This window comes from Ruficoccus sp. ZRK36, from assembly GCF_019603315.1.
GTDB lineage: Bacteria > Verrucomicrobiota > Verrucomicrobiia > Opitutales > Cerasicoccaceae > Ruficoccus.
Genome location: NZ_CP080649.1, coordinates 44187 through 61652, shown reverse-complemented (window position 1 = coordinate 61652; position 17466 = coordinate 44187). Strand labels below are relative to the sequence as shown.

At 59.6% G+C, this 17466-nt stretch carries 18 protein-coding genes; 11 read left to right on the top strand and 7 right to left on the bottom strand.

Going from position 1 to position 17466, the window contains the following annotated elements; translation table 11 throughout:
- Positions 1-229: 229 nt before the first annotated feature.
- Positions 230-1270 (bottom strand): DUF481 domain-containing protein, encoded by a 1041-nt coding sequence (locus K0V07_RS00275; RefSeq protein WP_220622533.1) that lies wholly within the window; start codon positions 1268-1270, stop codon positions 230-232.
- A 121-nt stretch (positions 1271-1391) separates the two neighbouring features.
- Positions 1392-2294 (bottom strand): LysR family transcriptional regulator, encoded by a 903-nt coding sequence (locus tag K0V07_RS00270; protein ID WP_220622532.1) that lies wholly within the window; start codon positions 2292-2294, stop codon positions 1392-1394.
- Between the two features lie 72 nt (positions 2295-2366).
- Here K0V07_RS00270 and K0V07_RS00265 point away from each other — a divergent pair, with 72 nt between their 5' ends.
- The 10 genes from K0V07_RS00265 to K0V07_RS00220 all read left to right on the top strand — a co-directional run bounded on the left by K0V07_RS00265 (position 2367) and on the right by K0V07_RS00220 (position 10881).
- The gene (locus tag K0V07_RS00265; RefSeq protein ID WP_220622531.1) at positions 2367-3065 is read left to right on the top strand and encodes a YggS family pyridoxal phosphate-dependent enzyme; all 699 of its coding nucleotides are present in this window, start codon (positions 2367-2369) and stop codon (positions 3063-3065) included.
- An 86-nt stretch (positions 3066-3151) separates the two neighbouring features.
- Positions 3152-4009, top strand: coding sequence for a transglutaminase-like domain-containing protein (locus K0V07_RS00260; RefSeq protein WP_220622530.1), 858 nt, complete (start codon positions 3152-3154; stop codon positions 4007-4009).
- On the top strand, positions 3975-4925 hold the full coding sequence (locus K0V07_RS00255) for a shikimate dehydrogenase (protein WP_220622529.1): 951 nt from the start codon (positions 3975-3977) through the stop codon (positions 4923-4925). The genes K0V07_RS00260 and K0V07_RS00255 overlap by 35 nt, the downstream gene beginning before the upstream one ends.
- Positions 4918-5952 carry an A24 family peptidase gene (locus K0V07_RS00250; RefSeq protein WP_220622528.1) on the top strand — a complete coding sequence of 345 codons (1035 nt, stop codon included), beginning with the start codon at positions 4918-4920 and terminating at the stop codon, positions 5950-5952. Before K0V07_RS00255 ends, K0V07_RS00250 begins: the two co-directional genes overlap by 8 nt.
- Positions 5953-6005: 53 nt before the next feature.
- Positions 6006-6710 carry an ElyC/SanA/YdcF family protein gene (locus tag K0V07_RS00245; RefSeq protein WP_220622527.1) on the top strand — a complete coding sequence of 235 codons (705 nt, stop codon included), beginning with the start codon at positions 6006-6008 and terminating at the stop codon, positions 6708-6710.
- 276 nt (positions 6711-6986) lie between these two features.
- Positions 6987-7337 (top strand): DMT family protein, encoded by a 351-nt coding sequence (locus K0V07_RS00240; protein WP_220622526.1) that lies wholly within the window; start codon positions 6987-6989, stop codon positions 7335-7337.
- 87 nt (positions 7338-7424) lie between these two features.
- Positions 7425-8963, top strand: a complete 1539-nt coding sequence (locus K0V07_RS00235; protein WP_220622525.1) for a glycosyltransferase family 39 protein — start codon at positions 7425-7427, stop codon at positions 8961-8963.
- 29 nt (positions 8964-8992) lie between these two features.
- Positions 8993-9745 (top strand): phosphatase PAP2 family protein, encoded by a 753-nt coding sequence (locus K0V07_RS00230; RefSeq protein ID WP_220622524.1) that lies wholly within the window; start codon positions 8993-8995, stop codon positions 9743-9745.
- 57 nt (positions 9746-9802) lie between these two features.
- Positions 9803-10501, top strand: a complete 699-nt coding sequence (locus K0V07_RS00225; RefSeq protein WP_220622523.1) for a glycosyltransferase family 2 protein — start codon at positions 9803-9805, stop codon at positions 10499-10501.
- Between the two features lie 56 nt (positions 10502-10557).
- Positions 10558-10881, top strand: a complete 324-nt coding sequence (locus K0V07_RS00220) for a lipid-A-disaccharide synthase N-terminal domain-containing protein (RefSeq protein ID WP_345778184.1) — start codon at positions 10558-10560, stop codon at positions 10879-10881.
- 23 nt (positions 10882-10904) lie between these two features.
- Here the strand turns inward: K0V07_RS00220 and K0V07_RS00215 are convergent, their stop codons facing one another.
- From K0V07_RS00215 to K0V07_RS00200, 4 genes are read right to left on the bottom strand one after another with little or no spacing between them, the layout of a single operon-like run.
- Entirely contained in the window at positions 10905-11849 is a 945-nt protein-coding gene (locus K0V07_RS00215) for an AEC family transporter (protein WP_220622521.1), read from the bottom strand.
- Positions 11850-11904: 55 nt separating this feature from the next.
- Positions 11905-12495, bottom strand: a complete 591-nt coding sequence (locus K0V07_RS00210) for a class I SAM-dependent methyltransferase (RefSeq protein WP_220622520.1) — start codon at positions 12493-12495, stop codon at positions 11905-11907.
- Positions 12492-13544, bottom strand: a complete 1053-nt coding sequence (locus tag K0V07_RS00205) for an FAD-dependent oxidoreductase (RefSeq protein WP_220622519.1) — start codon at positions 13542-13544, stop codon at positions 12492-12494. Before K0V07_RS00205 ends, K0V07_RS00210 begins: the two co-directional genes overlap by 4 nt.
- Positions 13545-13602: 58 nt before the next feature.
- Positions 13603-15183, bottom strand: coding sequence for an exosortase/archaeosortase family protein (locus tag K0V07_RS00200; protein ID WP_220622518.1), 1581 nt, complete (start codon positions 15181-15183; stop codon positions 13603-13605).
- Between the two features lie 150 nt (positions 15184-15333).
- Between K0V07_RS00200 and K0V07_RS00195 the strand changes: the two genes are divergently transcribed.
- Positions 15334-16092 carry an SGNH/GDSL hydrolase family protein gene (locus tag K0V07_RS00195; RefSeq protein WP_220622517.1) on the top strand — a complete coding sequence of 253 codons (759 nt, stop codon included), beginning with the start codon at positions 15334-15336 and terminating at the stop codon, positions 16090-16092.
- A 171-nt stretch (positions 16093-16263) separates the two neighbouring features.
- On the opposite strand, the gene K0V07_RS00190 is transcribed toward K0V07_RS00195, so the two are convergent.
- Positions 16264-17343, bottom strand: coding sequence for an ADP-ribosylglycohydrolase family protein (locus K0V07_RS00190; protein WP_220622516.1), 1080 nt, complete (start codon positions 17341-17343; stop codon positions 16264-16266).
- Positions 17344-17466: the final 123 nt, after the last annotated feature.

Sequence of the window (17466 nt, the reverse complement as noted above, 5' to 3'; positions counted from 1 at the left end):
ATCGAGGCGGCCTTTTTGATGTCTGGGTTTCAGAGGGTGCGGCAGTTCTCTAGCTCTAGAGGGACTGCATGGGCTGAGAGGCTGCACCTGTGGTGCAAAGCCATCGTTTCGTACCACTGTTAAGTCTCTCTAGGGGGGAGAAGGTATAGAGAACGGAGGCTAAAAGAAAACCCGTGACGCAAGGAGCATCACGGGCTTGGAAAGAAGAGCTGCGTCGCCTCAGGCTGGCTTAGAAGGGAATGCCCAGCGCGAAGATGATGCGCTGTTCGTCCTTGGTGGAGCCGACCCCTACGGTGCTGTCGTAGGAGTAGTTGTAGCTCAGGCTGGCTTCGACCCAGTCGGTGAGCTTGGCGATACCGGCCACGCGGAAGTAGATCTGGTACTGGCTGGTTTCGGAGGGGTCGAGGCGCACGTTGAAGTTCTGCTCGGCGCGGAAGTACTTATTGAAGTGGTACTCGAAGTCGTTCCCGAGCGTCATGTAGTAGTACCACTTTTGCGAGACGCCGGAGACGTTGTTGTACTGGAGAGCCATACCACCGTTGACGCTCAGCTTCATGTCGTCGTCGTTAAAGATGCGATAACCAACGCCCACCTGCTCGGTTGCCTGGTTGTTGATCTCCTTCACCTGGTCATGCAGGTAGCTGCTGGTCGAGGTGATGAACCAAACCTCGGAGAGGTCGTACTTGTAGTTAAAGCCGCCACCGTATTTGTCGGTATTGACGGTCTTGACGCCCTTGGAGTTGACCGTGTCGCCGAACTCGTAGAACGCTGCCATCTCGTAGTGGTTCTTACCCGAGTCTTTCTTCGCCTTGAAGCCAGTGATGAGCGAGGTGGTCGTCGAGTCTGAGTCGGTGTAGGTGTAGCCGACATTGATCTTACCGCTCCAGCCTTCGGGGATGATCGACTGGAAGGTTTCTTTCCACTCAGCAAAGAGCTTGTCGTAGTACTCGGCTTGTTTCTCGGCCGCTATCTGCTCAGCCGTCTTGGTCGGCTCGGCTTCAGCATTGGCGGCAGGAGGTGTGCCTGCGGCTGCATCGGCCAGCTGCTCACCCGCTGCGGGGATTGAGGGACCGTCGACTTCCTCGGTCGTTTCAGCAGGGCTCTGCACTTCGGCGAGTTTATCAGAGATGCGGATGGTGCCCAGGATCGGGCTTTTGAAGGTGATGACCCCATTGGCCTGGCTCACATACTGCCCAGAGATGGTGTCGCCGTTCTGCAGAACGAGGACATCGGCGCCGTGCAGTCCAACGGCGCTCAGTGGCAGAAACATAAGAAATATCAGTGCTCGTAGCTTGCTCATGAAGTTTACGACGAAAAAGAAATGGCCGTTACGGTGCAATCCCTTTTTGGGAAAGCGCCGTAACGGCCAGTAAAAAAGAGGCTCGTTGAGCTTAGGCTGCGGCCGACTTGACCAGATTCTTTCCGGTTAACAGGCTGATCAGCTTTTTCATTGCCGGAGTCAGGACACGGCCCTTGCGGTGGACGATGGCCAGCGGGCGAGACAGCTTTTTGCCCTTGATGTTGAGGGCGCAGATCAGGCCTTGCTTGACTTCCTGCTGCACGGTGGTCGAGGGGACGATCGAGATGCCGGCGTCAATTTCGACGGCGCGCTTCACGGTCTCGATGTTGTCAAACTCCATCACCGGCTCGATATCGAGCTTCACTTCCTTGAAGAACTGGTCCGTGGCCTTACGGGTCGGGATGTCCTGCTCGAAGCCGATGAAGCGATGCTCGGCCAAATCCTTTACCTCCACAGACTTTTGTCGGGCCAGGGGGTGATTCGGGCTGCAGATGACGACGAGGTGGTCCTCCTGGAAGGGGATGACCTCAAGCTGGCGAATCTTGTTGGGATAGGCGACCAGGCCGAGATCGACGGCATTGTGCAGCACATCTTCGTAGACGAGGTTCGAGCGCCGGTATTCCACGCGGACATTGACCGACGGGAACTCCTGCAGAAACTCCTTCACATAGGGAGGTAGCTCGTGCAGACCGATGCTGTAAATGGTGGAGATGTGAATCGTCCCGCTAATGACCTTCTTCATTTCCTGCAGCTCACTGGTGAGCTTTTCATACATGTGCAGGAGTTCTTTCGCTGATTCGTAGAGCTTGGAGCCCTCACGGGTTAGACGAAATTGTTTTTGACTACGGTCAACGATCAGGACATTGAAGTGTTTCTCCATTGCCCGAAGCTGCTGGCTGACGGCGGATTGGGTAATGCCATTAAGCTTGGCGGCACGAGAAAAGCTCTGGCTTTCGACCAGATCGCTGAAAATTTTGAAATTTTCGATGTGCATGGAAAATTGCATAATGGATTCTTATTGCGAATCAATAATAAATTTAGCGAATCTTATCTTTATTTCCTCACTATGATTGAATACGCCGAATTCGCCGCCCGCTGTCAGCAGATCCAGGAGCGAATCACGCTCACCTGTGAGGCGTCAGGACGCAGCCCTGAGGAGGTCTCCATACTGCCGGTTACAAAGAATCATCCGGCCGATGCTCCTCTTTATGCAGCCCGCTACGGCTTTAGTGCGGTGGGGGAGAACCGGGTGCAGGAGGCGATGGATAAGCAGCCTCTGGTGGGGAAGGCCATCCGCTGGGAGCTGATCGGCCACCTCCAGTCGAACAAGGCCAAGGTGGCTGCCGAGCATTTTGACCGCATCCAGTCCGTGGACAGCGAAAAGCTGCTTCGCAAGCTCGATGTCGCCGCGGCAGAGGCGGGCAAGACTCTTGCCGTCCTCTTGCAGATCAACGCCGGTGACGACCCGGCCAAGTTTGGCGTCGAGTGCTCCGAGGCCGATGCGTTGCTGGAGCAGGCGTTAGAATGCGCAAACCTCCAGGTGGACGGATTGATGACGATTGCCCCTCTCGATGAGGACAAGTCCGTGGCAGCGCGCTGCTTCGAGCGTCTCAGGGAGACTCGTGACCGGCTCAGTGCGAGCTTTTGCACGCCGTTACCCGTTCTCTCCATGGGGATGACGGATGACCTGGAGGAGGCCGTCAAAGCTGGCAGCACTCTCGTGCGTATCGGCACCGCGCTTTTTGGCAGCCGACCGGGGTATTAATGGAGTGGTCCGGGCATCAAAGGCTAAAGGGGCACCGTCGCTTTAGCATTGCCGAAGATAGAGGAACTGATAGGGTAGAGGTTGATATGGAACCTGTGAGCACACCCGAGCGCAAAGCCGCTCTTCATGCCCTGCTGGACGACCCTTCGAAGGCCGTACGCACTGCTGTGCTCGAGGCCTACAAGGAGCTGGGAGACATCGGTGTCGGCTGGTTGCGGGAAACCTCCCGCCAGGAAGGCACGATGGCCGAGCATGCGCGCCGTATGCTGCACGAGCTCCGTGAGGACGACCCGAAGGCAGCCTTTATCGAGTTCATCCACTCCTACCGCTACGAGCTGGAGACCGGATCGCTCATGCTCAACCGCACCTGGTACCCGGACCTGGACCCGACCTTCTGCTGTCTGTTTCTGGATGAGGTGGCGAGCCGCTGTGAGCAGCTCTTCTGCGAGCCCTCGACCGACTTTGAGAAGTGCCGCGTGCTCAACCGCGTGATTTTTCACGAGTATGGCTTCCGTGGCGCGCAGGACGATTTCTACCACCCTGACAACAGCTTCCTGCACCGCGTGATTGAGCGTCGGCGCGGGCTGCCGATCACCCTTTCGATCGTTTACCTGCTGGTGGCGTATCGCTGTGGCGTGGCCGTTGAGCCGGTGGGCTTCCCAGGGCGCTTCATGATCGGCTGCTACACGGAGGGCGAGCCGTTCTTCATCGATGTCTTCGAGGGGGGCGTTTTCCGCACGGCCGAGGAGCTGGAGTCGATGCTCGAAACGCACCACGTCGAGGTCGATCCCTCTCTGCTCGCTCCGATCAGCGTCGGTGAGGTGCTGGTGCGCTGCTGCCGTAACCTCGTCAACCAGTTTACCCGTGCGCGGGATTCGGAATCGGCTCGCCTCTATGCCGATTTCGTCCATGAATTTGAAAATGCTTACAAGCGAAAAGCTTGATCAGGACACCGTATACACCCTGGAGGATTTAAAGCACTGGCCGCGCGAAGGCGTTTCAATGGCTGTGCTGGGCGACCCGGTCGCACACTCTCTGAGCCCGCGCATGTACCATGCCGCGCTGGCCTGCATGGCGCAGACGCAGCCCGTGTTTGCGGATTGGCATTACGTGAAAATGTTCGTCCCCGAGGGGCAGCTCGGCCCCGCTCTGGAGCAGCTCTGGGAGGCAGGTTTCCTCGGCATGAACCTCGTGCTCCCGCACAAGGTGGCTGCGGTCAGTCTCGCGGCCGAGCTCGACGAGAACGCCGCTGCCGTGGGCGCTGTGAACACCCTGCTGCGCCTGCCCGAGGGCGGCTACCGCGGGTACAATACCGACACCTTTGGGCTGGAGGAGGCTGTGCGCCGCGATCTGGGATCTGAACTGGCTGGACAGGACGTGATCCTGCTGGGGGCCGGAGGGGCTTCGCAGGCGGTCGCTCACCACATCCTCCGTAGTGGCTGCAAGTCGCTGTGGATCGGTAATCGCAGTCAGGACCGTCTGGCGCGTGTCCTGGAGGGGCTCGCGCCCGTGGCGGGAGGCCGACTGCATGGCTTTGACCTGACCAACCCACCCGCCGCGCTTCCCACAACCGGCCTGATGGTCAACGGCACCTCGCTTGGCCTGCACCGGGGCGACCCCATGCCGATCGCGTTGGATCGCTTTGAGGAGAGTCTGAAAATCTACGATATGCCCTATGGCCACGAGAACGCCCTCTGCCTCGCTGCAAGGGAGCGCGGCATGAGCTATGCCGACGGAGCCTCGATGCTCGTCTGGCAGGGCGTGCGTGCGATGGAAATTTACAGCGGCACTTCGGTGCCCGCCCAACCTATGATGAATGCCGTGTGCGAAGGCTCCGGCTGCCCCGTACGTCATGTTTGAGTGGATCAGCGAAGTCGACGGCCTCGTGCCTTGGTTTTTTCCGGTGATGGCCTTTTTGTTCGGTGCCTGCTGGGGGAGTTTTTTAAACGTGGTCATCTACCGCGTACCGGCGGGTAAGTCCGTCGTGCACCCCGGCTCGCACTGTGCCTGTGGCCAGCCTATCGCCTGGTACGACAACATCCCGATTCTTTCATGGTGTCTGCTGCGTGGGAAGGCCCGTTGCTGCGGTAGTAAGTTCAGCATCCGCTACCCGATGGTAGAGCTGCTGACCGCGCTGCTCTATCTGGCTGCCTGGTGCCTGCTGCCGCCTCAGGTGGCACTGGCCGGATTCGTCTTTATCGCACTGCTGCTTGCGGCAACTTTTATCGACCTCGACACCATGACCCTCCCGGACGCCATCACCGTGGGCGGCTGTATCGCCGGGGTGGTGCTGTCGTTCGCACTACCGGAGCTGCACGGCTTTGGAGGGGACGAGCCCTGGCTGCTGCGTGCCATGCGCTCCGTCGTCATGGGCATGACGGGTGCAGCGGTTGGCTCGGGCGTCCTTCTGTGGATTGCCCTGAGTGCGGAGGCCGTTCTGCGTAGGGAGGCGATGGGCTTTGGCGATGTGATCCTGATGGGCTGCATCGGGGCCTTCTGCGGTTGGCAGGGGGCGCTGTTCGCGATTTTCGGAGGAGCCCTGCTCGGGACCATCGTGGTCATCCCCATGATGATCCTGCAAAAGCTCTTTGGCCTGGCCCTGCCCGGACCGGGTAAGGTCGTCAAGGCCGGGGCCGAAGGTGTCTCGGCTGCCCTCGACAAAGAAGAGGCCGAGGCCCGCGCTAAAGCCGCTGCCGGGGAGGCTCCTGCAGACGGCAGCGAAAGCGCCGAAGCCGAGGCGCAGCTCGGGATGGGCGTGGCTATTCCGTTTGGGCCGTGGCTGGCGCTGGGCGGGCTGGTGTATTTCCTTTTCATGCGTGGGCCGACGGATGCCTACCTGTCCACGCTACGCGCCCTGATTTTTGCGCCCTTCGGCGGCCCGGCCTGATCGTGTCATCATGCGGGGAACCGACCGGACCTTAACCTGACTCAAGCAATCCCGTGACCACCTCTGTGCCATCGACCCGCACCTCGCGAGCCCGCAAGCGCCTGCGCCTGTTGGGGTGGACGCTCGCCATCCTGGTGACGTTTCCGCTCTCGGCGCTGGTGCTGATCGTCTACGCCAAGCGCGAGGTAGAGGCAGCGGCCGAGGGGAGAGTCGCGACGCAGAGCGGGGATGTCCCGGCCACGCGTGTCGGGCTCGTCCTTGGCTGCTCGCGTACATTCGAGGATGGCCGCGAGAATCCTTTTTTCGCCAACCGTATGAACGCGGCCTCGGAGCTTTACCGGGCAGGAAAGGTCGAGTACCTGCTGGTGAGCGGGGATAACTCCCGGCCCGACTACGATGAAAGCTCGGACATGCGTGCCGCTCTGATGGAGCTGGGGGTGCCGGCGGACCGTATCGTGCGCGATTATGCTGGTTTTAGCACGTTGGACTCGATCCTGCGGGCGCATGATGTCTTCGGGTTGGATCGCTTTGTCGTGGTCTCGCAGGACTTTCATGTGCGCCGTGCTCTCTACATCGCCCGTGGTAATGGCATGGATGCCACCGGCTATGTGGCCAGGGAGGTGAGTGGGGCCGGTGGGCGCTGGGTGCGCTTCCGCGAGTCGCTGGCCCGGGTCAAGGTCCTCCTCGACGTGCATGTCTTTGAGCGTCGTGCGAAGTTTACCGGCGATCCCATCAGTATCGGCAGTGATCATACCTGACCGGCGCGCGATTGATCCTTCTCTCACCTTAATACACAAAAAGAGCCCGGTTGGTTACGACACTCAGGGGTCCAATTCCCCAACGGTGGTTCAACCAAACAGGCTCCTGAGAAAATAATTTATACAGAAAATGACCTGCGTCAAGGAAGTGCGCCCGATGGCGTCAAGGGTATGGGTTAGCTTTACCCAGGATGGAAAGGCTTTAATGAAGGGCTTTGAGACGGCTGACGTATCGACGGCCATTCACGCATCTCTTGCCTATCCGGTGTCTTTGCCATGAGCCCTGTCCTCAAGCTGATCCTGCTGCTGTGCTGCAGTAACATATTCATGACCTTCGCCTGGTATGCTCACCTGAAGGAAATGAACAACCGGCCCTGGATCGTGGCGGCGCTCGTGAGTTGGGGCATTGCCTTGTTTGAGTATCTCTTTCAGGTGCCCGCCAATCGCATTGGCTACACGGTCCTGAGTGTCGGTCAGCTCAAGATCATCCAGGAGGTTATTACGCTGACGGTTTTCGTGCCTTTTTCGGTCTTCTACATGCGGGAGCCTCTCAAGTGGGACTATTTGTGGGCCGGACTTTGTCTGGTGGGAGCAGTCTATTTCATCTTTCGCAGCAAACTTGCATGAGGGGCGCAGAATTTGCCCTACGGTAACATTCAGCGGATATACAGACTTCACACGGGGGGGACTTTATGCTAAACGAAGCACGTTTTTATGATAGAGGATCAGACAGAGGCCATATGGAGCCGACGTTTCTGGCAACTGCTCGGAGTGGTTACGCTGCTGCGGGTGGGCTACCTGGCTGTCTTCCCGTACGACCTGGTCGGTGACGAGGCCTACTACTGGGACTGGGGTCGCCAGCTCGACTGGGGCTACTTCTCCAAACCGCCGATGATCGGCTGGCTGATGGGCTTCTTTAACTGGCTCGGGGGCGGTACCCTGACGGGTATCAAGCTGGCTCCGATCCTCTTCGGAGCAGGGACGTGTATCTGGCTTTTTCTCTTGGCCCGGCGTATGTATGGGGCGCGTGCAGGCTTCTGGACGGCGGCGCTGATGATGGCCTCACTGGGTAATGTCGCCCTCAACGTGCTTTTCACCATCGATGCGCCGCTGTTGTTCTGCTGGAGCGGTGCCCTCTATGTTTTCTGGCGGCTGGCTGAGCCCGGCGAAGCGACCCCCCGTGCGGGCTGGGCAGTGGTCCTGATCCTGCTCTTGGGCTGTGGTGTGCTCAGTAAACAGATGATGCTGGTGTTCTGGGTGATGGCGCTGATCTTTCTGGCCATAGACCGAGAGGCGCGTGGTCTGTTGAAGCATCCCGCCACCTGGCTGGTGGCTCTGGTGGCCTTGCTGTTTTTACTGCCGCCCCTGTGGTGGAACTGGCAGAACGACTGGATCACCTTCGTGCATATGGAGGACCACTTCCAGCCCGGTAAAACCGATCTGGTAGAGGTCTTGCTGCGTCCAGTGGTGTTCGTGCTGGTACAGATTGCTCTCGGTTCGCCCATTACGGGGATCCTGCTCTTCGGCCTGCTTGTGGCGGCAGTGTTGGGGTGGCGTGCGTGTGGGCGACGTGAACGCTATCTGCTGATCTTTTCGGTGCCGGGGCTCGTAGCAGTTCTGATCCTGTCCCTGCGCCAGAATATTAACCCCAACTGGCCCGCCGTTTATTTCCCGGCGGCATACGCGCTGCTGGGAGCCTGGGGCGTCGGGGCGTTTGCCTCCCCTAAGAAAGGCTTCGAGCGCCTGCGCTGGCTCTTCAAGCCCGGTGTCTACCTCGGTGCGGCGCTGGCTGTGGTGGCATACGCCATGCCCTTTGCGGTCAAGGCCGGGGGCTGGGAAGGCATGGCCAAGGACCCCGGTAGACGGATGGAGGGGTGGAGCGAGGTCGGCCGTGAGGCAGGTGCCTTTTATGCGGATTTCCCCGGAGGCGAGCCACAGCTCGTTATCGCAGGTGGCCATCGGCACACGGCTGCTGAGCTGGCCTTTTACCTGCCGGGACAGCCGCGTGTCTACCGCTGGTTTCCCTACGAGCGTGTCGAGTCGCAGTACGAGATCTGGGGTGGCCCTAAAGACGCGCACGGCAAGAACGCCTTAATCCTCTGGCCGGGCGAGGTTGAAACACTCCCCGAAGACATCAATGCTGCTTTTGCCCAGACCAATCGGTTGGGTGGTTTTACCGTTCAGCCCGGAACCAAAAACGCCAAAGGCTTTACAGCCTTTGCCGGTAACGATTTTAAGCAATGGAAGCCATGAGTGAACAGACTTCCCGCCCCGCGCGGCCCATGATTTGGATACCCCTCGCCGTGCTGGCTGTGGTTAGCCTTATAAGCTGGTTGACGCCCGTGGACATGCGATTGGCGCAGGCGTTTTATGGCGGAGGTGGCGCATGGCCGATTGGAGAGAGCCGTCTGTGGCGCATGCTCTACGAGGTTGGCCCCTCGCTGGGTATTGTGCTGGGGGCGGGTGCGTTTCTCGGATTTGTGGGCGGCTTTTTCTGGAGCTCGCTGCGTGCCTGGCGACTCCCGCTGATCTTCCTGTCTCTTGCGGCCCTGATCGGGCCAGCTGTGGTCGTGAACTTCATCTTCAAGGACCACTATGGACGCCCTCGTCCACGTGAAGTCGTGGAGTTTGGAGGTCAGCAGCAGTACCTGGAGGTCTGGGTGCCGGGGAAGCAAAAGGGGCACTCATTTCCTTCGGGGCATTCCTCCATCGCCTTTTACCTGATGAGCCCGTATTTTGTGTTTCTGGCTTCCCGACGTCGTCTGGCTTACGGCTTTCTCTTTTGTGGCCTCGCTTATGGTACGATCATGGGGTTGGCCCGGATGGTGCAGGGGGCGCATTTTATGACAGATGTCGTCTGGGCAGCGGGAATGGTGTATCTGGTGGATTATGCCTTGTACTACCTGCTGCGTCTGGGCCGTTGGCGTCCACCGCTCAGTGTGCGCACGGGAAGCAGATCTTTTGTGCGGTCGGTTTTCAGTCGTCCGGCAACGGCATCTGGCTCGTTATCACGCCGCCAGGGCGCGCGCCCATAATCGTCTTGCGTGGGGTTCGCTCAGCGGCTTTGATCACAGGTTTAGCGACCGTCTGACATGCAACCGTCCTTTTCCATTATTATCCCGTTTTACAACGAAGAAGAAAGCGTTGTCGCCGTGCTGGAAGAGGTCCGGCGCTGTCAGCCCGAGGCCGAAGTCATCGCCGTCGATGACGGCAGTAGCGACTCGACCTGGGAAAAAATCTGCTCCGTGCCCGGTGTGCGGGGCCTGCGCCCCTCGGCCAACCGTGGCCAAAGCGCGGCCATGTACGCTGGCCTGCAGGCCGCACGGGCCCCGATTGTGGGCTTGATGGACGGTGACGGGCAGAACGATCCGGCCGACTTCGCCAAGCTGCTGGAGGGTATGAAGGACGGGGCCGATGTCGTCGTTGGCTACCGGGCCAAGCGCAAGGACACCTTCAGCCGTCGGGCGGCCTCGAAGATCGCCAACCGCATCCGCCGTATGTTTCTGGACGACGGTGTGCGCGATACCGGCTGCTCGCTGAAAATTTTCCGCCGCGAAGCCGTGCAGTACCTGGTTCCTTTCAACGGACTGCACCGCTACCTGCCGGCTATCTTTAAAAAAGCCGGGCTGCGCATCGAGCAGGTCCCGGTCAACCACCGTCCCCGCGCCCAGGGTACCTCCAAGTACACCAACTGGGACCGTGCCCTGCGGGGCATTTACGACCTGATTGGCGTGAGCTGGTTGCTCAAGCGCAAGGTCCATTATCCCTCGATAGAGGAGCACCAGGCATGATCGAATGTTTGAACTTTCTGGCTGCTGCCGATCCGGCCGCGGCGCAAACGGGCTTTATGGATAGCCCGCTGTTTGAAGTGCCCAGCCTCGGGCTGACGATTACGATGTGGAAGATCATCGGATACTTCGGGGTCGCGGTCTTCGGCTCACGCTGGCTGGTTCAGGTCTTCGCCACACACCGGGCGAAAAAGGTCACCATGCCCCGGCTCTTCTGGTACATGAGCCTGACCGGCAGCCTCTGCCTGATCTCCTATTTCATCTGGGGGAAAAACGACTCTGTCGGTATCCTCTCGAACCTCTTCCCGGCCACGATTGCCTTCTACAATCTCATCACGGACATCCGCCACGCCAAGAGCCAGCAGATAGCGCCGAGTGAATGAGAGAAGGTTGGGTTAAGGCGCTCTTAACCCAGCACCCAGAAGCCGATCTTGATCCACAGCGGGATCGTAAGCATCCCGACCAGTGAGCTCGCGGCCACCGCCTGAAAGGCGAGGTTTCCGGCGCCACCGTAGTGCTTGGCCAATACGACCGGAAAGATGCCGCAGGGCATCGCTGCGTGGATGAGGACCACGTCTCGTACCGCAGGCGAGAGAGGAAGAATCCAAACCGTGGCCAGCATCCCGGCCGGGAGCAGCAGATGGCGTGTGAAAAGGATGCCCACAATCGCGCCGGGCCGAAGCTTGGCGCCGCTCTCACGGGCCAGCTCACAAAAGGCGACCCCGATGATGAAGATGCCAATCGGGATGGCGCATACGGCCAGCATGTCGATCAGGTTCAGGACCGTTACCGGCAGCAGGTCCCGCCCACCCATGTAGTTGAGCGGAAGCCCGATGAGCACAGCCACGGCTGGCGGGGAGAAAGCCTTTTTCAGGTTTTGGCGATTAAAAGTGCCTGAGACGATGGTCACGCCCACGGTCCATATCGCCAGGTCCACCCCGACATTGACCACGAGCAGGACCCCGATGATCTCCGGCGGGAACAGCAGGCCCGCCACCGGGATGGCAATGTAGCCGTAGTTGTAGACGGCTGAAACGAAGGCAAATGTCCCCCGTTCGCGCGAGTCCCGCATGCCAAAGAGCGGCGCGATCACCGCGACGACCAGGGCGCTGACGGCGATGAACAGGTAGCCGATACCGATGGCCTGAAAGACCAGCGAACCGGTCCGCAGCTCCTCATTACCGAGGACAAAGCGAAAGATCAGGCTCGGGTACAGCACAAAGACGACCAGGCGCATGACGTCCTTTTCGCTGCGGGCGCTGAACCACCCACGCGCGCGCATGATCCAGCCCATTCCCACCAGTAGGAACACGGGCAGCACTGCGGAGAAAATCGTGCCGTAGTCGACCATGACAAGCCCGGCATTATCTTTTTCGACCCGGCAGCTGTCTAGACGTTAATCGCATCTAGCGCCGGGTAACCACCAGCAGGCGAGGCGCGTTATCGCTGGCTTTGGGAGAGGCGATCAGCTCGCTCTCGAACTCCATCTTGTCGAGGGTGTCGGCCCATTCCATGACCTTGGCGGCTTCGTCTGCGCCCCCCTCGTGTCCGGGGTAGATGACGATACTCATCCGGCCACCTGCGCACAGGCAGTTCGCGGCAGACTCCAGCGCGGGCACGGTTGTTTCCGGTCGTGTGATGATGCTTTTATCCCCGCGCGGCAGGTAGCCGAGGTTAAACATCACGGCCTTGATATGACCCTGCCAGTTGCCCGGCATGTGGTCATCCATGTTCTCGTGACCGGTCCGCACGAGTCGCACCCGCGTCAGCAGCCCAGCCTCGCCGAGCATGAGGTTGGTGCGGTGATGCGCCATTTCCTGGATGTCGAACCCGATGACGTGGCCGTCCGGGCCGACTCGATCTGCGAGGAAAAACGTATCCAGCCCATTGCCGACGGTCGCGTCGATGGCGATGTCGCCTGGCTCGATGACCTCCGCGATCATCTTCTGAGCCATCGCGGTCATCGATAGAGGCATGGGTTCGGTCGGCGGGTTCATGAGCGGTAGAGGGTGGGCAGCGGTTGGTCCATTTCTGCTCCCACCAGCGAGGCAGTGAAAACCTCTGCCCAACCCGGCACAAGACTATTTCCCTTCGACCCGAAACCGTTAAAGAGAGCCAGCGCCGGGTGCTCGCGGTGACGGCCTATGAGCGGCTGATTGTCCGGCGTACATACCCGCACGCCCGCTGCTTGCGCGACGACTTGCTCCCCCGGATGTTCGGGAAAAATCTGCCTCAGCGCGTCCATTAGCTGCTCCCGTCCTTCAGGCGTTGGCTCGGTGTCCAGACAGCTGCGCTCATAGGTGGCCCCCAGCCGCACCTGCCCGTTTTCTTGTGGCAGGAGCCATTTGCCCTTATTCAGGATCTCGCCTTCCGGCGGGTTGGGTAGCTTCAGGTCGAGGATCTCGCCTTTGACCGGGTCAGTCACGATGTCCGAGAACCACGGGTTGTCGCGCAGGCGCATCCCTTCACAGAAAACGACCGTCTGGTAAACGCGGCCCTGCCAGCGTACGCCTGCGGGGAGCAGCTCCAGGTCCTCGTGATGAAACTCTACCTCGGCCAGCGCATTTGCCTGTCGGAGACGTTCACGCAGGCTGCTCAAGAGTGGACCGCTGGCGACATAGCCGCCACCCAGAGTGATAAAGCTGCCATGCGGGTCATTCACGTCCCCGAGAGAGCCCGGAGGGCTGACCTCGCCGATGTAGGGGGTGTAGGTCGGGATCGCGCGCTTTTTCTCCAGCCGCTTGCGTTCGTTGGTGTTGCGCAGGACGCGCCGGATGGGCAGCGGGTGAAAAACGCGTGTGCCTGTGCGTGCCTCAAGCTGTGCGAAGTAGCCCTTCGCCGCAGGCAGGAGCCAATCCGATCCCGGCGACAGCGCCAGTCGCTTACCCGCCAGCGGGTTAATCATCCCCGCAGCTACCCGGGTGGAGCTGGTGCGGTGCCCGTCGTCCACCACGAGCACGCGCTGCCCGCGTGCGAGGAGCTTGTCCGCCAATACACTACCGGCAATGCCTTGGCCGATGATTAAATAGTCTGCGTCACAATCCATGGATACAAATATTCCGTCCATTATCCGCGCCGAGTGCCTAAGGGCAATCCGGGATTGCTCAGGGGCGGGCGGACTCTCTTGCCTCGGCAGGCAGGACGGCATCTTGGATAAACCGGCTCAGATACCCCTGAGCCAGCACCTTGGCGGTCTCGGGAGGGTAGGGTGCGAAGACCGACAAGTGCATGACCTGGGCATCAATGATACGCAGCCCCTGAGCGGCCTGATGGAGTCGCCCCATGGCGCTCCAGTCGCGTTCACTCCCGTCCACCAGTAGCGGACCGGTCGCCGTCTTGTTAAAGAACAACTGCAGGACGATGCCCTCGCGCTCGTAGACCTGATGCTGCCAGGTAAAGGTCTGCCCGTCGATATTCAGCTCCAGCGGCGGGCAGATTTCCTTAAGCGCAAAGTTCTGGGAGGGCAGGCAGGTTTCCGGCTGGTGGATGTTGTGCGCGAAGGCCGAGTACGTGCTCCCATCGAAACGCAGCCACATGAGCTGCCAGAGCGCGCCGTTCGGGTCGAGCCAGGTGTACATGCGCGCTTCTTCGTACGGGAGCTGCTCGCGCACGAGTAGCGGTATTTCCTGCTCGCGTACGTTGGGGTCGGGAAGCTCATCGACGAGCTTCCAGCCCGTGGTGTAGGTCATCGCCGGTGCACGTTGCTCGTGCCAGCGGTACCAGCCCTCCGCCAGGACATGAGTCCCGACGGTCAGTAAGATAATAATCAGCAGGAGAAAGACATGGCCGCGTGGGGCTTCGCGTAGAGCCTTGCGGATGACGCCGGACTCGCCGTCGACCCGGGTGCGTCGTGGTTCCCAGATAAAGATGCTCAGCAACTTGGCCTCAATGAACATCAGCACGATGAAGCCCAATTGTGTGCTCCAGCCGATGACGTCGTGCCAGTCGTCCATCGCCCCTTGTGACTGGTACCGCACCATGACGGCGACCAGTGCGACGACGCGTGCGACATTCACGAGGTAGGCCGTGAGTATACACAGGATCAGCAGGATGGCACGTCGCTTCAGGGAGAGCCTGAACAGTGCCCCCAGAAACAGTCCGCCCACCAGTGCGAGGTGAAACGACCGGATGCCGCTACAGGCTTCTGCCAGGTGGGAGACCCCGTAAGCGGTCTGAATCTCGTAGCCGTTTGCCTGCACCTGATAGCCTGCCCAACCGAGGAGGGTCTGGGCTGTTTGCCCTACACTTAGCAGAGAGTGGAGGGTGACGGCGTTTTCCAGCTTTACGGGCCAGGGCAGCCCTACCAGGAGAAACAGAATGGGAAAGGCCAGAATGCGTGCCCAGCGCCAGCCGAAAAATACCCCCGTCATCAGCAGCAGGACGCAGACCGTCACGAGCATGTAGAGCGTATCGAGCACGCGCCAGTCGGGGTTCCCGACCTGTACCACCCGCAGCGGGATCATCAGTACCAGCATGAGGACGACGATCAGGCCCGGCAGGCGGCTCCGGGCGGGGCGAATATTGGGCAGTTGATCCATTCTCTGCAGGACCAGTACTCCCGACAGTACGAGCACGAACCACCCAAAGCCGTACAGCGGGTTGTGGTTCCAGTAGTGGCCCAGATTCAGCAGCGGCCCCGCCACCACAACGGCGAAAGCAACTGACAATAGCAGAGTTCGAAACATGGAATACAGGTTATATCCATCCTGATGAAGCCATGCGACAAGCAAAATCTCAAAGGTTGAGCCTCATGGACTAGATACTCATATGTATGCTTTTGGCGGGAGAAGGAAGTCTCTTGACGCTACAGGCGTTAGATATTGATGCTCTCATTAATGAAATCCGTATGCTTGGTCTTATCCTGTCTTGTTTTAACGACTGCGGTCTTTGCCGACTCTGCCCGCGATGCCTGGGAAGGGCTTGTTAAGCCCAACAAGAGGGACGACCCGGCATACGCCTACGTGGAAAACGATCCCAGCCTCCCGAATGTCCTGATCTATGGGGATTCGATCTCGATCCACTACACCCCTACAGTCCGGGAGCTGCTCCAGGGTAAGGCCAACGTCTACCGCCTCTACTGTAATGGCGGGGAATCCGGTAGCGTCGTCGGTAAGGTCTCACAAATGCAGAAGACCATGCGTGATGATCGGCTGGATGACCCGTGGACATTTAAGTGGGACGTCATCCAGTTTAACGTAGGCCTGCATGATCTCAAGTACATGAAAAACAATAAGCTGGATGTGAGCGGTGAGCAGGTGACCTCGCTTGAGCAGTATGCTAAAAACCTTCGCGTCATCATCGGCTACCTCAAGCACGTGGCTCCGGAGGCGAAGCTGATCTTTGTCACCACCACGCCGGTTCCCGAGAACTCCACCGGTCGCAAGCATGGGGATGCCGCCCGCTATAACGAGGTGGCCCTCGAAGTGATGAAGGACTACCCCGAGATCACCGTGAACGACCTCTACGCATTTACGCTGCCGCATCAGCAGGAGTGGTGGCAGAAGCCCGGCAATGTCCACTACGCCCCGGTTGGCCGTCAGGCTCAGGGCAAGGAAGTCGCCGGTGTGATCGAAAACGTCCTCGCGCAGGAGTAGCCCGCCAGGGCTTCGTCCTGGATCTGTGATGCTTATGCATCACAGCTGTCGCCGCCAACACGGCGGCATTTCATTCAAAACGAGGCCTCGGCTTTTAATCGTCTGCTGCCGGGACAGGGACGCCGTGCCCATGGGGCTTCGGCCTATCCAGAGGCAGGGCATGCCCTGCTGTTAGCAGACGTCTGAGACGAGGCGGTCTGCGAGCACGTCGAGCTCTTCGTCGTCGCTCAGTCCCTGGACCCACTCGCCGGGGATTTCGCCGCAGCCACCGGCTGCTCCCGCCAGCATGCCCAGTACGGCTCCGCGCGGGCAGTTATCGCCGCCCAGATTTGCATTGGCGAGCATAGCCTCTTCAAAGTTCCCCCCATACTTCAGGATAAGGAACAGGACGAGCGGAATGGCGTCGTCGATGCCCGCCCCGTTCCGGCAGTGATGCTCGGCGACTTCTTCGTCGCTGAGGCGCTCACGCCAGCGGCGGTAGGTGAAGTTCAGGGCCGGGTGCGCATGCCAGTTTCGGATGTGTTCGTAGAGAGCTGCTTCGGGCTCGTAGCCGTGGAGCAGATAGATCAAAAGCTCAACGATAAGCACCGCCGCCCGGCCCTCTGGCTCACCCTTGTGGGTCAGCGAGAGGGCCTGAGTGACGTATTTACATGCTTCCTGCAGGTCGCGCGCATAGTACAGAGCCAGCGGTAGCACCATAGCAATGCCACCCATGCGGTTGGACTCTTCGCCGCAGACCCAAGGATCTTTACCCCGTCCGTAGTTCTCGAAGAACGCACGGTGCGAGGTGGGGATGTAGGTATCGTTATGTTTGCCCGGGGTGAGGAAAAACGAGGTGTAGGTGTCCACGTAGGCGCCCGGCTCGTAGCGCCGATGATCGACAAGTGTTTTGAGCAGCTCGCGACCGAGGAGGACATTTACGGTATTGTCACCACCTTTAAGGTGCTGATGAAAGTGCGTGCCCGGGATGCGCCATTCTTCTTCGCGTCCGTGCATGATCTCACCCTTTTCGCCGGTCGGCGTGTAGCGCGTACGGAAGAGCGTACTCTGCGGGTGGGGGAGGACCGGGTCGCAGTAGCCATCAATCCGCCCGTAGTCATTACGGATGCGTTTGGACAATGCGTAGCCGTGGCAGGGCATCGAAAGGGCATCTCCGATAAAATAGCCCCAGAAGGCTCCGTAAAGTCGGGAGCTGAAGCTGATCTCGTCGGGGCCACCGACGATTGGGGTATCGCGCGGAGACTTATTCATGGGGGGTAAGCAACGTCCTGAAACTAATCCTGAACCAATGTGTCAGCAAGTTTTATTTTCATTTTATGTATTATTCTAAGGCTCGTTTGAACAATGAGTTGTGCAACAATTTTACCCCTGTAT